Source organism: Desulfosarcina sp., assembly GCF_033791525.1.
GTDB lineage: Bacteria > Desulfobacterota > Desulfobacteria > Desulfobacterales > Desulfosarcinaceae > Desulfosarcina.
This window is the reverse complement of sequence record NZ_JASJGN010000274.1, coordinates 1-18,183: the sequence shown is the minus strand read 5'-3', so window position 1 is coordinate 18,183 and position 18,183 is coordinate 1. Positions and strand designations below refer to the sequence as shown.

Annotated in this window: 13 protein-coding genes and 1 pseudogene; 7 read left to right on the top strand and 7 right to left on the bottom strand. The window is 50.1% G+C overall.

Features of this window, described 5'->3' with window-relative positions:
* Window positions 1-488: 488 nt before the first annotated feature.
* Window positions 489-1,238 carry a hypothetical protein gene (locus tag QNK41_RS13740; protein WP_319257874.1) on the top strand — a complete coding sequence of 250 codons (750 nt, stop codon included), beginning with the start codon at window positions 489-491 and terminating at the stop codon, window positions 1,236-1,238.
* Window positions 1,239-1,535: 297 nt separating this feature from the next.
* Here the strand turns inward: QNK41_RS13740 and QNK41_RS13735 are convergent, their stop codons facing one another.
* The 6 genes and pseudogenes from QNK41_RS13735 to hutC form a co-directional block, all read right to left on the bottom strand.
* On the bottom strand, window positions 1,536-5,138 hold the full coding sequence (locus tag QNK41_RS13735) for an HAD-IA family hydrolase (protein WP_319257873.1): 3,603 nt from the start codon (window positions 5,136-5,138) through the stop codon (window positions 1,536-1,538).
* A 1,080-nt stretch (window positions 5,139-6,218) separates the two neighbouring features.
* Window positions 6,219-6,458 (bottom strand): annotated as a pseudogene (locus tag QNK41_RS13730) (DDE-type integrase/transposase/recombinase); the annotation flags it as partial.
* A gap of 183 nt (window positions 6,459-6,641) precedes the next feature.
* On the bottom strand, window positions 6,642-6,818 hold the full coding sequence (locus tag QNK41_RS23075; RefSeq protein WP_413815154.1) for a helix-turn-helix domain-containing protein: 177 nt from the start codon (window positions 6,816-6,818) through the stop codon (window positions 6,642-6,644).
* A gap of 239 nt (window positions 6,819-7,057) precedes the next feature.
* Complete coding sequence (locus tag QNK41_RS13725) at window positions 7,058-7,900, bottom strand: GSU2403 family nucleotidyltransferase fold protein (protein WP_319257885.1); 843 nt, start codon at window positions 7,898-7,900, stop codon at window positions 7,058-7,060.
* Window positions 7,893-8,966, bottom strand: coding sequence for a type IV toxin-antitoxin system AbiEi family antitoxin (locus QNK41_RS13720; protein ID WP_319257871.1), 1,074 nt, complete (start codon window positions 8,964-8,966; stop codon window positions 7,893-7,895). Before QNK41_RS13720 ends, QNK41_RS13725 begins: the two co-directional genes overlap by 8 nt.
* A gap of 831 nt (window positions 8,967-9,797) precedes the next feature.
* Window positions 9,798-10,589: a histidine utilization repressor gene (gene hutC / locus QNK41_RS13715; protein WP_319257869.1), complete on the bottom strand. Its 792-nt coding sequence runs from the start codon at window positions 10,587-10,589 to the stop codon at window positions 9,798-9,800.
* A gap of 222 nt (window positions 10,590-10,811) precedes the next feature.
* Here hutC and QNK41_RS13710 point away from each other — a divergent pair, with 222 nt between their 5' ends.
* From QNK41_RS13710 to hutH, 6 genes are all read left to right on the top strand, one after another.
* Window positions 10,812-12,548, top strand: coding sequence for a urocanate hydratase (locus QNK41_RS13710; protein WP_319257867.1), 1,737 nt, complete (start codon window positions 10,812-10,814; stop codon window positions 12,546-12,548).
* A 30-nt stretch (window positions 12,549-12,578) separates the two neighbouring features.
* Entirely contained in the window at window positions 12,579-12,872 is a 294-nt protein-coding gene (locus QNK41_RS13705) for a hypothetical protein (RefSeq protein WP_319257865.1), read from the top strand.
* 97 nt (window positions 12,873-12,969) lie between these two features.
* The gene (locus tag QNK41_RS13700) at window positions 12,970-13,545 is read left to right on the top strand and encodes a cyclodeaminase/cyclohydrolase family protein (RefSeq protein ID WP_319257863.1); all 576 of its coding nucleotides are present in this window, start codon (window positions 12,970-12,972) and stop codon (window positions 13,543-13,545) included.
* A gap of 123 nt (window positions 13,546-13,668) precedes the next feature.
* A complete protein-coding gene (gene ftcD / locus QNK41_RS13695; protein ID WP_319257861.1) occupies window positions 13,669-14,574 on the top strand; it encodes a glutamate formimidoyltransferase in 906 nt (301 codons plus the stop codon).
* A 9-nt stretch (window positions 14,575-14,583) separates the two neighbouring features.
* Entirely contained in the window at window positions 14,584-15,858 is a 1,275-nt protein-coding gene (gene hutI, locus QNK41_RS13690) for an imidazolonepropionase (RefSeq protein ID WP_319257859.1), read from the top strand.
* Window positions 15,855-17,411 (top strand): histidine ammonia-lyase, encoded by a 1,557-nt coding sequence (hutH, locus tag QNK41_RS13685; protein ID WP_319257857.1) that lies wholly within the window; start codon window positions 15,855-15,857, stop codon window positions 17,409-17,411. Before hutI ends, hutH begins: the two co-directional genes overlap by 4 nt.
* A 579-nt stretch (window positions 17,412-17,990) precedes the next feature.
* Here hutH and QNK41_RS13680 read toward each other — a convergent pair.
* A partial coding sequence (locus QNK41_RS13680; protein ID WP_319257855.1) for a hypothetical protein occupies window positions 17,991-18,183 on the bottom strand: 193 nt, incomplete at its 5' end.

The window sequence follows — 18,183 nt, the reverse complement described above, 5'->3', positions numbered from 1 at the left end:
GGTTTCATTGAGAGGTACATGTGAGCCATTTTATTTTGGCACTCTTGGATTGACGAGTTTGAGCCACCCGTTCAAACCAGTCAAGTAGGCAAAATCCCATCAGCAGGCCCAAAGATTGGCAAAACAAAGGGCATTGATTGACAATAATATAACTTATCAAGTATTTATGACATCTATGGAAAATATATGGAATTCCGAAACCTTACTGTAACCCAAACTGAGCGATTGTCGAGCTCACTACAGATACAAGGAAGATACCTTTCCGCTATAGTCGCCTATGCGGGAAGGCATCTGACGCCGTAGATGTGGTGAGATCGGCAATCCCAACGGGTTTCATATTTTTCAGGATTGTTTACGGGATTATTCAATTAAATTAACAACATCTATCATCCTAAAAAATTTGAAACGCTCAGTTTGGGTGTAAATGACAGAGGCATCGACGAATTGTACGATTTAGGGCATTGGCAAATCCATGAAGGAGCGTTGTCATGAGCAATGATACAAAAAACCACAGTGAAAACATCCAACAAGAAGAATCGATCAGATGGGTAACCGCCCCGATCTCTTTGGATAAACTGAGGATTACCGCAGGACACGAGAGCGCTGCCAACGACCTTGTGCAGATTATCCTCCGAGTGCTCAAGGTAAACGGAAAGGTCATCTTTGCTGCTGGAGGAGAATCGGGCACGGGCAAGAGCGAGGTCGCTTACCTTGTGGGAGAGTCCTTGAATGATCAGGGGATTCCAACTATCGAGTGGTCTTTTGACAATGCCTATGTGACTACGCCTGCCGAGCGTGAGCAAAGGCGGGCGGAAGATTACGATAATAACGTGGGCTTGAATGAGATGAACAGAACCAGGATTGAAGAAGTAATGTCTTGTTTTGAACATGACAAGTCCGTTACGGTTCCCGTTATCATTATCAACGAAGATGGTTCCCGGCCGGTCAAGCAAATCACTCTGGAGATGGAAGGCAAAAAAGTGCTGATTTTTGATGGCCTCTACGCGGCCTTAATTGGTCAGATCAGTACCAGCGAAAATAAGATCACCCGTGTTATTGCAATGAGTGAAAAAAGATTCAATTTGGCTGCTCAAAGGGAGAGAGGAAAAGAAGAAGTAAATGAACACCGCATGAAGGTCCTCGAAAGAGAGTGCCGGGCGGTGAGATCCCTCTGGCCATACGTCACCTACAAAATATCCGAAGACTGGAAGGTTTCCAAATACACGCATGACCGATAACAGATACGGCGCCCATATCTGAATAGGCGCCACCATCGGTTGGACATTCCTTGATTCACGCTGGGTTTACCCCAGCGCTGCAAAAGCCGGAGGACTTCAGAGACAAGGCGCCAAGGGTTAAACCGTAATCATTCTACTGCGATCCCTTGGCAACGCCGGATCTGGAATCCTCCGGCTTTCCCGAATGGGTAGAAAAAATGCCCAAACTATTGTTTCTCTCTGGAAGTCGCTTATGGTGACTTCCAATACACATCTTTGAGATAATAATTTTGGCATGTTTTTATGCAACTATGGGGTTTATTGCTGACCGTGTCCCTTGAACACCATATCCGTATCGCGGGCAACCGCATGTTCTTGATCCGCCACCACAATCACCACATCTTCTTTTTTTGGTTGCGGGCCAACTTCTTGTGAGACCCTTAGTTTTAGATCGTCCCCAATGGATTCAATGTAGTAGCGATCTCCCCTGATCAGGACGCTGAATTTAAGGGATTCCCAGGTTTCCGGCAAACCGGGGTTAATTGACAGTTTGCCGCCCTGCCAGTTCATACCGGCAAAGTTGGTCACGACGCCTTTCAGGCAGCCGCCCATGACGCCAAGATGAATCCCCTCCGCGGTTGTGCCACCCTGAATATCGGCCAAATCACTGATCAGCGCCTGACGGTAAAACTCCCAGCTATCTGCTGTTCTTCCAGCATAGGCCAGCACCATCGCGTGGGTAATGAAGCTCAGGGTGGAACCGTGGGACGTCCGGGGCAAATGATGGTTGATATTTTTCAGCAAATGATCTTGCGGCAATTCATACCCCATCATTCCTGCCACACGCCTTACTTCATCAGGTCCTAAATTATAGTAAGCCATCAAGGTGTCCGCCTGTTTTTGGACCTGATAATCATCTGGATCCATTCCCACGGCTCTGATGCGACGATCTGATCTTCCCGGGTCGAAAACGATCGAAAACAGATCTTGCATCTTGCCATCCTGCTCAACCTTGAGGCCTTTGACATCATCCGGGCCTTTAAGATCGAACCAATCCGCGTGATTGGCAATAACGCCTTCTGCATTGATATGGAGTGAAAGCTGCCGGCGAATTTTCTGCCAATGATCATAAGTACTCGCCATCTCCTTTTCGGTAACCCCCATGTTGCGATAGGCTGCTTGAAGCGCATGAGGGTCTGCGGCCTTCACCGCCGTCACCAGCTCTTCCGCCTTTTCCAGGGTCCAGGCCAGCAGAATATTGGTATAGGCATTATCCCTTACCCCGTTTTTCTTCTTGCCTTCGTGGAACTCGTTTGGCCCCATTACACCGTCAATTGAATACTTGCCGGTTTGGGGATCGCGTTCACACATACTGGCGAAAAAACGACAGATATCCAGAACCATTTCTACACCCATTCCAAGGAACTGAACATCTCCGGTCGTTTCTATAAAATCAAGCACATTATAAGCAATGGCCAGGGATACATGACGCTGGCGGCAGCTATTGTCGGGGTCCCATTTGCCTGAAACCGGATTAAAGCGTGTGGTCTGCGTCTGTTCATCACCATCCATACCTGCTTGCCAGGGAAACATGGCACCCTGATAGTGATGCTTCCGAGCAGCCTCTCTGGCCGCATCAAGACCATGGTAACGATGCCCCAACAGAGATCGGGTGATCCGGGGATATTGAAGGGAAATGCCGGGGTAATAAAGAATATCATCCCAGAATTCATGGCCCCGGTATGTTTCACCGGTAAGGCCCCGAGGGCCAATGCCACCGTCGTTATGTTCCGAGCCCATAATAAACAGATGGTAGGTTGCCAAGTTCAACGCCTGCTGCCCAAGCCGGTCGCCTGCCACGCGTATGCCGGCTTTTTTCCAAATCTCTGCCCACTTCAAAGTGGAGGGCTCAAGGACGCTGGAAAAAGAAGCAAGACCCGCGATGGATCGATTGGCTTCGTCCAGGGCGCCGGGCTTTGCCATGCTCTTCCTATGGGTATGAAGGCCAACCAGTTTATGCACTGCAAGGGTTTGTCCTTGTGTTACTTTCTGGCGAAAAGATGCATCGATGCGCCTGTCGGCCGTTTCGATCTCAAACCGCGGCTGTTGTCGCTCACCGTTTAGTTCTACAACAACGCGGGCCGCAGCGGTAATTTCTGCCGGCTCCGGCGCTTTTCCCGGCACCGGTGATGGATGGGTTTGCACGCTTAAAAAAAAGGAGCCGTCGGTTTCTCCGCCTTCAGCTATTCGCTCCAGATGGTGCTGATCGAGCTTGGCATAGCGACCCACACCATCATTAATGTGATCGGCATGAAGGCCTGCTTTAACGACAATCGCGCCTGAATAATTGAGCGGTGTCACCCGATATTCAACAGCTGCCAGGTGTTTGTCGGCCATACTAGCGCAATGCCGGGCAGCGACCTCTGTTTCCTTTCCATCCTGATCGCGAAAAGCCACACGCCGGGTAAACACGCCATCATTAAAATTGAGATCTTTTTCATAGCGCAATAGGTCTAATTCATGGGGGTTAAACCAGTCACCATCGTCAATTCTAAAGGTTACCGGAAGCCAGTTGATACAGTTTACCAGATCTTCATTGAAAACGGGTTGGCCCTCAATTACCGATTTGCGGGTATTGCGAATCGTGGAAAAATATGTTCCGGCATATCCCCACGAATCCTTCCCCTGTCGCTCTTCATAATCGGCACCGCGAGTGCAAAAATAGCCATTTCCCACGGTCTGCAGCGCCTGCTCGGCCCTGAATCTGGCTTTCAACACCTCCGGATCTGCCTCCGGATCTTTTTCCATCGGTGTCCCCATATAGGTGAGCCGTTGGCATGCCTTCGGAAGTATTTCCAGATACCAGCGATTCATCTCCTGAAGCGGATCCTCCATTTCTCCGATATCCGCCAGCACCATGTCTGCACCATTTTCCTTGAGCTCTTTGTGGTTACCGGATCGGGCAAGACCGAGGACCAGTCCGAAATTGCCGTTCTTGCCGGCTTTAATGCCCGAGCTGGCATCTTCAAAAACGATGGCGCGATGAACCGGTACGCCCATCCTCTTCGCCGCTTCCACGAAGATATCAGGCGCTGGTTTTCCGTTTAGTCCCATCTCTTCTCGGACAATGCCATCAATAATGAGATGCTCGTCGAATAAATCCATCAGCCGCGCCTTCTTTAGGATTTTTTTGGCGTTCTTACTGGACGAGGCAATCCCAATCTTTATCCCCTTTTCCTTGGCCTTCTGAATCATATCGAGGGTATGCTGAAATTTAACGATATCAACCGAATCATCATTCAGCTTGTTGTTGATCCACTTATCTTTAATGTCCCCAATCATGCGGACAATGATATCACCCAAGACAACCGGTCTTTTCGCAAGCTTTTCAAGCAACAGGTCAAGGTGCTTTGGATTGACGGCACATTGATCCAGTAACTTCCCGAGTTTTCCTGGATCATGAGTCCACTGGTCTATCACCGCGTCCAGGTTTTCCGGTGTTACGGGAGGGGACAGCGGATAGGCGTTCTCCTGAATTGTCGAGGTAATGAACTGGATGAAGGTAGAATAACGAAGGCTCCCGGCAGAGTGCTCTCGGACTTGATCGGCCACTTTAGCACCAAGCCAGTTTTCGCCATTTCCAAGAGTATCGATAAAGGAACGCACACCATCATAGCGAGGTTTCCCGTCCACATAATCCAGATAATGCTTTTCGTTAAATTCTTCCGGGGCATCATGTGGAAGCAGGCGGCTTTCCTTAAGAGAAGCCATCATTTGATCAAATGTTACTTTCCAACCGTCAAAGTGCAACTTTGCGGTTGACGTAATGACCCCATCAAGATCAAAAATCATTGCATCAAATTCATATTCCCTTGAAGCTCGATGCTGTCTTGCGCCTGCACCCTCTTTTTTCAGTTCCATAGTCTTCCCTTTTCAAAGTAAAAACCGCCGCAGGCATGTTGCACCTGTCCAGTTTTCAAAAGGCGTATAGCCTCATTTTTTAACTGACATATAGCAGTTTTATGAAAAAAGACAAGCTGTTGGAAGATTTTGACGTTTTTTTAGACTTAGACGGCTTCCCACAGCTGATTTTGCACTGACCTGACTCCCGCCTCAACCACTCATTTATATTCTATTCAAAGCATGACGGATTCGTAAAAAGTCACCGGTCATGTCATTCCCGCGAAGGCGGGAATCTATAAGTACCTGTTAATACTGGATCCCCGCCTTCGCGGGGACGAGTGCGCCTGTGAAGACGCCATAACAGCACGGTGCAAGTCCGTGTCGGGGCAAGCCAAGACCCCGTAACAGAAGGAAACTGCGTCGCCGTGAGGCGGGGTGGAGAGCAACCGGAAGTGAACCAGCGGTCCGTAGGATGACGAACTCGATTCGGCGGGATGTAGCGACGAGCCTTCTCGTTCATGGCGAAGTCCGAAATTCGTTCGGTACGCTGAAAGTTGGCGGATAAAGCGATATCGGAGCGCATCACGTGGTTGGAGACGGAACGCCGGGACGGTATGGCGGGATAAGCAGGGAGACCTGCCCGCGAGGTGACGCGGGCAGGAGTCAGAGCCTTCATAGTACTGATGCGGCGATGGCCGTGGAAAGCGTGGAGAGCAAACCCGCGCCGAGGGAAGGGAGGCAGGAAGGTGGATGTGTGAAGTCCATTAACAGGCAATGCATAAGCTACGTGTCGCCAGTGCCGGCAACGGCTAAACAAGGCACAGAAACCGGAAGTTGGGTGGAAGCCTCGATCTGGACAGAGCGCATGTTGGCGGCGCTGGAAAACGGCGTCAAAGGAGGTAAAATGCCTTCTTTGCTGAGCTTGGACTTTTCACCATGACTGAAGCCCACGCTCTGGTATGCCGATCACGATGCTGAAACCACCGACTGGAGAGCCGTGTGCGGGAGAACCGCACGCACGGTTCGGAGGGCGGGGAGAGTGAATGCTCTTCCCGACCCCTATCAACAAAACCGAAATTTCGACTTTTTACGAGTTCATCAAAGCATGCCTTTAATACCCTGCCAGTTGGTATACTGTCTTCTGTTGTCGGTGAGCATCTCCTTGGGCACGCCGTATTCGCCCACAGCACAACGGTAGGTCTCGATGACATTCTCGGCGGTCTGGCTTCGGTAAAATCCCAGATCGGTTATGTAGCGGCTGTAGTCATCAATATAACCGATCAGGTAGGCATTCTTCCCGGCCAGACGAAACGTCAGGATGTCGCTCTGCCACATCTGGTTAGGTCTGGCTCGTTCGAAGAAACGAGGTCTGGCAGGATTTTTTCTGGGTTTTTTTTATCGGGGTATTCAGTCCCTGATCGACCAACGTTCGCTGAACGGTCGAGGAACTGGTGCGGATCAGGAAAAACCGTTTCAGGACATTGGTGATACGACGAACCCCATAGCCCGGATTTTCCCTTTTCAGTCAATGATGTTTTGAGTGACGGCGGTCGGCAGCTTCACCCCAGAAGGTATTCTTTCCTTGGCTAAAAGCCCCTGCTCACCATATGCCCGGTAGCTTCTGCTCCAACGGCCAATGGTGGACTTGCAGATGCCAAACTGCTGGGCAATCAATGTCGCGGGGTAGCCGTCTTCCAGTTAAAGCTTTACAACTTTGAGCCGGAATTCGAATGGAAACGGAGTCGTTCTCCGCCCAGACGTTCCTTTTTTCTTTTGTCTCTTTTCTCGACTGGTCCCCATGGCTAACACTCCTTTTGATAAATAGGTTTCTACTTACCGGAGTGTTACCCATTTTTTCTGATATCAGATTGTCAGGCGTAATCGCAGGTCTTCGTTACATTGATTTTTTAACTTTTATGACGGTCTCGAATATGACTTTAGCTTCTACGGACTAAGGGAAGCAGAGCTTCTTTGGTTTCCAGGAAGGTGCCAAAAGCAAAATTCCTGAACTGATCATCGTCAAGTCCATCGAAGGCGTCCGGCGGGCGCTGCCCCGCCACCCCCAGGACGGCATCCGATGCTGGGCCGGTAAAATCGGTGTCGAGGTTTTTTACGAATCGCCGAAACCAGCCCGGGTATTTTTTCGATAGCCTATCCAAATCCTTTATAATTGAGATCTTTAAATCCCCACAGCCGGTCAGGATGTCGAAGATGTAATAAAGATCCTTGTACATTTTCCGCGGATCGCGCCTGCGTTGATAAATCAATCCTTTGTGAAAAATGTAGGCCGCAGGTGTTGGTACCCTGACGAACATTGGATTCGTATCTTCGGCCTCGGGAATATCATCTATGGTCAGTACAGTCACGTTTTCGACGACCAGGGAAATGTAGCGCAGAGCCTCCGCGTGGAGATCCGGCTGCACCTTCTTGACCAAGTCAGTTTCGGAACCCGTCAGTTCAGTCAGGAACTCGATTTCAACATCCACCCCATCTATTAGTCCTTCATAATGAATCAGGGGAGGGTTGTCGGTGCTCTTGAACACGGTCTCAAGGCCAGCTTCCAAAAGTGCCCTGTCGATGGTTTTATGTCCGATCACCGGAACCTTTGGCCTGACCATCAGATCGATGTCTTTGGTAAAAATCGGCTCACGTTTGCAGTCCCGGAAAAGATACCGGGAGTAAAGGAACGGCGCCCAGCCTCCGCCCACGACTATTTCCGGTAGGTATTCTCGCAAAACCCCCAGCGTCTTGAACAGTCCCCTTGCCAAACGGTCATTCATCGTCTTCGACTTCCTCCAAAACGGGTCTGATCCGCTTTTCCAGTAAGTGCTCGGCCTGCTCCAAGCCTCGGAGCGCATAGCCGTGAAGATCCAAATATAGTTGAATGTCAGAGACGATGCGCAGACCGTCGACGAGCCGGCTGCTGTAAAGGACCGAATTGCGGTAGTAGGGTCGCATGATGACCAGATTGCCCCCCTGTTCTACCGGTTTGAGATTCATTCTTTTTTCCAACAACTCGACCTCCTTCGCTCCTTTGACATAAACGTGCACTTCCTTGAAGTTTGAATATGGGGCCACCAGGTTGGCCCCCGCCTGGACGCTCAGGGCATATTGGACATCGTTCGGGAGTTCGAGGCCTCGGAGGCGTTGAAGGATATCATCCACACTCTCGGCCATACAAAAATAGCCCGACAACTGGTTTTTTTTAAGGTTGTACGATCTAACCCAATCTTCCAGGATGCCGTCTGGGGATCGAAGGCCCAACTTAGAATCAATCCGTTTGACGTAGCCCCGTTTTTCGATCTCCTTGGCCATTCGCGACACATATCCAGGGTCCAGTGCGATCTCCTGGGCCAATTCCCTGATGCCCCACAATCGCCTTCCCCCTGACAGCAACGCACGCAGAACGAGCGAGGCCTTGTCCGAAAATGGGCTTCGGCCTTGTCGTTTCACCGGGAATTTATTTGGGAAGCCAAATCGTTCAATGAAAAGGCTTTTGAATTTTAGATATACATTTCCAGACAGATCTATAAAGCTGACCGCTTTTTTTCGACAAATTTCCTGCCGTTGAGGGCTCAAGTAGGGAGCTACAAGGACTGGCACAGCTCCGCTCCAACTGATAGAAGATTCCTTGAGATGACTAATTCTGTTTTTTAAATCGGACAAACTGATCTGCGCTACAAGTTCAATGAGCATATTGAAATGCAGATCATGATAAGAGGCCTCAATGATTAGGTCGAAGTATTTGGGAAGGTCATATTGCCTGAAATTGAGTTCAAGCTCATCCAGAGGCAAGAGGTGGGGTAGATATGCTTCAAATTTTGCCAAAAGTTCTTTTTTCTGCATGGAGTTGCCTATTTTTCAACTGTTGTCCATTTGGACAACACCTTACAATTAGACAACACCTTTGTCCAGAAAAATAAACCACAAAAATGGCCAATGTTTACAGCCCGAGTACCGTAGGGGAGGGGTAGCGTTGCCGGATGGGGAACTCAACGTGCCGATGGCAGCCGTGAAAAAGTGACCCCATAACGCAAAACAGGGAATGGGCTATCTTTCCAATTCCCAATGATCATTGATAAAAAATAAAGTACAAATGGTGGAGGCGGCGGGAGTCTGAACCCAATAAAATACAATTAGTACAAATTGTTATGTGTTATTTGAAATGATGTAAAATGATAAAATTATATGCTTTTTCTTTGACCACTATTTCAGCTCGGATGTCACTGAAAATCCTTTTAAATTAATAGATATCATTAAAAATAGGCACAATTTTGGTCACAGATTAACTATATTTTAATCTTATTTGGCCCGCAATTCAATTGATAGAATAAAAAATCACATCAGAGCTTAGAAGTATATCACAAATATTCAGGCAGCTTTCAAAATTTTGATAAGTTGGAGCTGTATCAGAAATATTTTCCATCACTTTTCGCCTGTGATATCAATTTCAAACCCAACAAATTTTCAGAAGAGGCCAACCCCCAGATATTGTGGTCCCTCATTTTTCAGCAGGACGTTTTGTACAGATAGCAGCTATCTGCACCGTTCCAGGAAGCAGGTTTGTAACGTGTACCAAAGGAAACCGAATCGCAGTTCCAACACGATGATTGGTCATTTCGCAGAACATACTCCATAGAGCCAGCGAAGATGATCAGTATGTTTGAATTTTTTTAGTTAGCTGACAATCGGGTTCATGCTGGAAGATGGTATGAATCGTCCGCTCGGTCGGAATCTCGAACCCGGATGAATCAAAAGTGCTTTTGTTGCAACGATACGATTTGACCAGGTTCTGCGGTGGATTACTAAACATGGCTCATCTTGGGGCATCTCTAACAGATTTCTCGTTTTCTCATCTGGGGCCACGGCCTTGATGGTATGTTCTGCTTCCGTCAATGGTCCCATTTGAAACAGGTACTCACTCGGTGTTATTCGAGTAAAATCCTGTTTGAGGTAATTGGGGGCCATTACCGGATTTACATACCGGTCTGCCAGTTGGACCGGTTGGCCGTTATTTCGGTGCACCATAATAGAATGAAAAATCGGGGTGCCTTCTCGTAGTTCCATCTCAAGTGCCAGGTGCAACGAAGCCTTCTCTTCGACCAGGAGGTGGAGATCGCAACTGTGCGTTCCCCCGCATCGCGTGATTTCATCGGCGATACTGCGTATTTCTAGCAAGGTAAAATGGGGTTTACGGGGAGCGACAAACGTTCCGACGCCTTGAACCCGAACTAAGTACCCTTCGACGGTAAGTTCACGTAGAGCGCGATGGGCGGTGCTGCGTGATATGCTGAATTGTTCGACAAGCTGTTTTTCGGATGGAATTCGGGATTCTGATGCCCATTCGCCACTTTCGATACGCTGGACAATGTGGGTTTTCACCTGTTGGAAAAGCGGCGACATCGACGTGTCGGCGACACCCATTCCCTCGTTCTGGTAGCCATTTTCACTGTTTACATTTGTAATCATGTCGATGGTGTCCTGCCTATAATCTCAAAATCACTAAACATTCTAAATTTCATCGATCAATTTACTACACGCTGGTCGTTATCACGGTCAAGGGATTTCAGAAAATTTTAGTATGGACGCAATTTTTTGTTGACATGGTTGTCCGAACTTGTTTACACATGTAGCTACATTTTAAGCATTAATCAAGCTTTTTTCTATCTCTCGATCAACAAGGAGGAATTCATGAAGCCCGAAATTTTGTACAAAGTCAAAGCACAACGCGGTGACACCTTGCGCTGCAAGGGCTGGAAACAAGAAACCATTTTGCGGATGCTTGAAAACAATATGGAAAATGCCGAGGCACCTGAATACCTGGTGGTCTATGGTGGTATCGGCAAGTGCGCCCGCAATTGGGAATCTTATCATGCGATCGTCGAATCGTTGAAGGATTTGGAAGATGATGAAACGCTGGTGGTTCAATCCGGCATGCCGGTAGCGATTTTCAAAACCCACAAGTATGCGCCGAGCGTGGTGATGGCTACCACCAACATCATGAAGGCGGATTGGCCGACCTTCTACGACCTGCAGGACAAGAACCTGACCATTTACGCCCAGTACACCGCCGCGCCGTGGCAATACATCGGCACCCAGGGAGTGATTCAAGGTACATTTGAAACCCTTGGCGCCATCGCCGATCGGCATTTTGGAGGCTCCCTGGCCGGACGCATATTGTTGACTGCTGGGCATGGCGGCATGGGCGCCAATCAACCCCGTGCCATGAGCATGCACGGTGGTGTCTGCATCGACATCGATGTTCAGGAAGAAATAATCGATAAACGAATCAAGATTGGTTTTACCGATGTCAAGGCCAAGAACCTGGATGAGGCCATTGAGATGGCTAAAAAAGCCTCCGCAGAGAAAAAAGCCCTTGCCATCGGTGTCGTCGGCAATGCTGCCACATTGTTCTGGGAAGCCTACGAAAAAGGCTTCGAGCCGGACATCGTGACCGAAATGTGCCCGTGCCACGATCCGCTGTCGTACATCCCCGAAGACCATTCCGCAAAAGAGGCTGATGAACTTCGCGTCAAGGACCGTGATCTTTATTTTCAAAAAGCGCGGGAATCCATGATCAAACAACTCAAAGCCATGAACGCCTTTCATAAGAAGGAAAATGTTCATGTCTTCGAATACGGCACGTCGATCCGAAAAGAATGCCGTGATGCAGGCATGCCTGAAAGCGAAGCCATGTTTATCCCCGGGTTCGTGGTCGAGTACATCCGGCCGCTGTTCTGCGAAGGCCGCGGCCCGTTCCGCTGGACCTGTATCTCTGGAGAAGCTTCCGATCTGGCCCGCTTGGACGACCTCGTCCTGGAGATGTTCCTGGAGGATAAACTGACCGTCAAGTGGATCAACCTTGCCCGGAAACATCTGCCCATCGAAGCTCTGCCGGCACGCGTATGCTACCTTGGTTTCGGTGAACGCAAAGCATTTGCCCTGGCCGTCAACGATCTGATTAAAAAAGGCGAAGTCAAAGGCCCGGTGGCGTTTTCACGAGACAATCTGGATTCCGGCTCCATCGTCAATCCTACATTCGAGTCCGAGAAAATGAAGGATGGCGGCGATTTGATCTCCGATTGGCCAATGCTAAACGGGCTGCTCAACTGCGCGGCCATGTGCGACCTGATCGCCATTCAGGCCAACTACTCCATGGGCGAAGCGGTCCATACCGGCGTCACCATGATAGCTGACGGCACAGAAATGGCCGATTTCCGTCTGGAAGCTTGTATGACAACCGATTCGGGTATCGGGGTGGTTCGGCATGCACAGGCCGGTTACGAGACCGCTCGCGAAGTGGCCGAAGGCCGTGGCAAGCTGACCAAAGAGAGTATTAAAATCCCACTTTGGTGGAGCCCGAATGCCACCTTTGGTCCCGAAGGCGGGCATCAGCTGCGCCGCGGTCCACATACCAAGGAAGACTAATCGGATGCGCTCCCCGATGGGGAGCAGCAGATGGTGGCCATCGGCCGAGCCTTGATGAGTCAACCTGAACTACTCCTTGTTGACGAACTCAGCTTGGGACTGATGCCGAAGGTCATCGATACCTGTTATGCGGCTCCGGATATGCTCAAAGCCCAGGGGATCGCAATCATCGTCGTCGAGCAGTCCACTCAGCGAGCACTGGAAGTGGCCGACGACATTATCGTCCTTGAAAGCGGCCGAGTGGCGTGGGCAGGCTCTGCCGAAGATGCGAGAAATACCGGCAATATGATCGATGCCTATTTGGGGTTGACGCGTGTGGATTAATCCGATGGGTTTTTGCCGAATCTAAAAATACAAATTCGCGCCTATCGGAAAAAATTTGACATGTTTGATTGGATGAAAAAACGAGGAGGCATGGGACTTGGATAAAAAAATCAATGCTTTTTTAAAAGTGATGGATGCCACCGACAACAGCACCGGCGGCGGCAGCGCCTCGAGTATCGCCGGAGCCATGGCTGCCGGGCTTGCAGGTATGGTGGCCCGTCTCTCCATGGGTAAAAAAGATCTGGCACCGACCGAACACTATGAAGCCATCGCTACCCAGGCGGAGACACTCTGCCGCAAACTTTTTGATGGCGGCAGCAAGGACTCGGAGGCTTTCGCGGTGGTCAGTGCAGCCTTCGGCATGCCCAAGGGCACCGATGAGGAGAAGATGGCTCGCAGTCGGGCCATTAAGGATGGCATGACGCGTTGCGCCGAAGTGCCTTTGCAAAATGCCACTTTGTGCAGCGAGGTGTTGATAATGTGTGCCAGGCTGGAGAAAAGCTACAACACTACCACGGCATCCGATCTGGAATGTGCCAGGCATTTGGCAGGAGCTGGCCTGAAGGGGTGTGCCGCCAATGTGAGAGTCAATCTTCCCTACCTAAAAGATGATCTTTTGGTCAGAAATCTGGAATCCAAGCTGGAAGCAATTTTGAACAGCGGCGGCGAGTGAACTGAAAATGGATAATTAATCCTAATCTGACGCAATGCCTCTTCGTCAGGCAAATCCTTCCCCGTAGCTTGCCGCGGGTCGGTTTCAGTCAATCCATAAAAAATTCAAAAAAGGGAAAATGCTATGCAAGCCTTGATGTGCGTACCCAATATCAGCGAAGGCACCGACCTGTCGGTAGTTGAAAAGGTCGTCGACAATGTCAGAAACGCTCCCGGCGTCATGCTGCTGGATTACTCGTCGGATGCCGACCACAACCGCTCGGTCATCTCCTACATCGGCGCACCGCAGGCTGTGGTGGACGCCAGTAAGAACCTGGTGAAAACAGCAGTGGAATTGATCGACATGACCCAGCACAAGGGTTCTCACCCCCGCCAGGGCGCGGTGGACGTGGTGCCCTTCATTCCGGTTCGCGGTATTACCGAAGAAGCATCCGTGGCCATTGCCCGGGATTTCGGCAAGTGGATCGGCCAGGAACTTGAGGTGCCTGTCTATTTTTATGAAGATGCGGCCACCAGTCAGGATCGGGTCAGCCTGCCCAAGGTTCGCAAGGGGCAGTACGAGACGCTGGAAGAGAAGCTCCAGGACCCATTTTACGCTCCGGACGAGGGTCCTTGCCAGTTTGTTCCCAAGACTGGCTCCATCCAGGTGTGTTCGCGCTTTCCCTTGGTGGCCTTGAACATCAACCTGGCTTCCACCGATCTTGACATGGCCATGAGCATCGCCAAGAGTGTGCGCCACATCAACGGCGGTTTCCGCCATGTGCGCGGCATCGGCCTGGCCCTTCAGGCCGAGGGCCAGGTACAGGTATCCATGAACCTGGTCCACTACGAAAAGACGCCTATCCCCATGGTGATGGAGGCGGTTAGACGTGAGGCCGCCCGCTACGGAGTCAACGTGGTCAAAAGCGAATTGGTCGGCCCGGTGCCCATGGGGGCGATGGCCCAGACCATGCGCTATTACCTGCAGGCCCACGACTTTTCCATGGATCAGGTATTGGAGAATGCGCTTATTGGTTGGTCAGGGGAGTAGGTGACGGATATGAATGCTAAACTGAGCGCTGATCTTTACATAACAGGTGCAGCGGAGATCATCACCTGCGTGGCCAATGGTACCGACCGGCTGGGACGCATACCTGACGCCGTGCTGGCCGCTAAGGACGGTTGGGTTCTGGCTGTCGGTCCGGCCAATCGGGTGGAGGCCGAGGTGGATATGACCGGGGCAAAAGTGATCGATGCCTCGAGGAAAATCGTGGCACCGGGGTTTGTGGATTGCCACACTCACTTGATTTTTGGAAAATCCAGGGCCAAGGAATTCGCTCTGAAAATGACCCGATCAACGGTCGAGATCGAGGCCATGGGTATTGATACCGGCATCCCGGCTTCCATCGCGATGACCCGGGAGGCTTCCGAGGACGACTTATTCCACGGCGCAATGGATCGGTTGACCCGTATGCTGCGCCATGGCACAACCACCGTAGAGAGCAAAAGCGGTTATGGGATCAACCGCACGGACGAACTGAAAATGCTGCGGGTCAACCAACGGCTATCCGCTGCCCAGTCCATCGATATCGTCAGCACTTTTCTGGGTGCCCATGACTTTCCACCGGAGATCGACCGTAACCGGCAGTCCGAGCGGAATCGATACATCGAAACCCTGATTCACGAGATGATTCCCGAGGTGGCAGAATCGGGGCTGGCAGAATTTTGTGACATTTATTGCGATGACGGTTATTATACTGCAGAGGAATCACGCCGGATACTTGAGGCTGGGATCCGCCATGAGCTGAGGGCCAAAATTCATACGGATGCGTATTCGGGAATCGGTGGGTCCGCTCTGGCAGCTGAACTGGGGGCGATTTCTGCCGACCATCTGAACTACACATCTCCCCTGGAAATGATAGCCATGGCCAAGGCGGGAGTCGTCGGGGTGGTGCTTCCGGCACTGGATTTTGCCGTTGCCCATCACCGACCCGTTGTACCTCGTAAAATGATAGAGGCCGGTATGACCCTTGCCCTGGGAACCAACTTAAACCCGGGTAACTGGACCGAATCGATGCGATTTGTCATGCTGCTGGCCTGCCGAAACCATGGGATGTCTCTGGAAGAAGCTCTTCTTGCAGCGACGATGGGTGCAGCTAAAGCCATCGGACGCGATGCGGACATCGGAAGTCTGGAAAAAGGTAAAAAAGCTGACCTCCAAATCTGGGATATCCCGGAATTTGAGCACCTGATATACCGTTTGGATCATAATCCGGTAGTGTCGGTAATTAAAACCGGCCGGGTCCTTTTTGACAACGGCAGGAGAAAATCATGAGCATTATTGCACTAGATGGTCATTCGCTGACCATTGATCAACTTATCGATGTGGCCTGTTATAACGCACGGGTGGCGCCACTTTCCGAAGCGGTTAAAAAGGGTTTGCATGTATCGCAGGATTGGATCAAGGAAACCGTAGCTAACAACGATAAAACCATATACGGGATTAACACCGGCTTCGGCCCGCTTTCAAATGTAAGAATCGCTCCTGAGGAAGCAGCCAAGCTGTCGCGTAACGTAATCCTTGCCTGTTTGGTGGGCGTCGGACCAGGATTACCGGTTGAAATCGTGCGTGCCATGATGTTGGTGCGCGCCAATACTTTGTGCAGTGGTCACTCCGGTGTCAGACCGTTGCTGGTGCAGACGCTTTTAGATATGCTCAATTCGGGTGTAACACCTTTTATTCCTTCAAAAGGTTCTCTGGGGGCCAGTGGTGACCTGGCGCCTTTGGCTCACATGGCAGTCGTCCTGACCCGCGATGTCGAAGATGGAGACGGAGGATACAGCGGCCAGGCGTATTATCGCGGAGAACTCATGAGTGGTGCTGAGGCCATGCATAAGGCTTTGATAACACGGGTAAAACCTGAGGCTAAAGAAGGGCTGGCCCTATGCAATGGGACTACATTTATGATTTCTGCAGGAGCAATTGCTATTCAGCGTGCCATGAGGTTACTCGCTAATGCCGAAATAGCTGCCGCATTGAGCCTTGAGGCGTTAACGGGCCTTTCAGCAGCCTTTCACCCCCAACTTCAAAAAGTAAATCGCCTCCCCGGTCAGGTTCAAACCGCAGCCAACATACGAAAACTCGTTCGGGGAAGCCAATTGGTGGATTCTGAACCAGAGCGGGTTCAAGATGCATACACGTTGAGATGCACACCTCAAGTGTTGGGCCCTATTAGACATACCCTGGAATTTGTGCGCGGCAATATCGAACCACTTTTAAATGGTGCCACCGACAACCCGCTAATTTTTAAGAATGACTCCGGTAAAGAGCCCTTTATTGCAGTCTCTGGAGGCAATTTTCATGGTGAAGGAATTGCCATGTGGCTTGATTTCCTGGGTATTGCCGTAGCTGAGATCGGGAACATTTCAGAAAGGCGTACCTTCCGGATGGTAACGCCCGAGTTGAACAACGGCCTACCCGCTATGCTTGTGAAGTCTCCTGGGCTGAACACGGGATTGATGATGCCTCAGTACACCGCTGCCGCGTTGGTTTCTGACAACAAAACGTTGGCACATCCAGACAGTGTAGACTCCATTCCATCAAGTGCAAATCAAGAGGATCATGTCAGCATGGGAGCAAATGCGGCGCGCCATACTTTAGAAATAATCGACAATACTATCAATATTGTCGCCATCGAATTGCTTACGGCTATCCAGGCGATCGATTTAAGGCCTGATGGCCATGAACGGCTCGGTCAGGGAACCGGTCTTGTTCACAAGGCTATACGCAATAAAGTCTCATTCGTCGAATCGGACCGCCAGTTGGATGGCGACATTAAAACCCTTGCTTCCATGATACGCGATGGTGATTTACTCTCTGAGATTTGATACGAGTATTGGTTTCGTGAGATTTTAATTAACATAGAATCATTGATGCCGAAAACCTATAATCTGCCCAACCCGCTTTGCAGGACACCTCCTCCTGCTGCTGCCGGGGTGGGTGTGACCCACATCACCTCCCCAATGTCAAAGGGTTACACCCGCTTTCCTCGGTATAGCTGAAACGATTTTGAGAATTTTTACACCATTCAGAGTTGTTAGAGAAATCGATGGCACCACTCCGAGGATATAATGGATAGCTGGTTAGGCTTCTAAATAGCAAAAATGTTCAGTAAGATGCTAAAGAGGCAAAAAAAACCCTCTATAAATGCCAGGAGGCCGATAAAAATTAACAAGCACTTCCAGACAATAACCCATATACCGGTGTAAGTGAAATCGTATGTACTGATTACTTTCTCGGGGTTGCCGGGGAAACTATTCTTGCGAGTAAGAATGGGCATCAGAACTACCGCTACCAGCCCAATCCCTCCCACCATTAGCCCAACCTGGATCAACGATATGGTATGGTGTTTCCATCCAAGTAAAACTAACAATATACTAAACAAAACCAACCCGACTAAATGCCGATTAATTTTTTTTGCTGTTACGTTGATGCTCATTAAATTGATGCACGCATTGATTGAGCAACCTATCGGATTCATGCGTCTCGACAAAACCAGCCATTTGCTCAATCGTCATGATTCCCTTTGTCGGCTGCTGGTCTGATAAGCCAATTAGCTCCGTCACAGGTGTCGCGATTTGTTTAGGAAAAGCGTAGCTG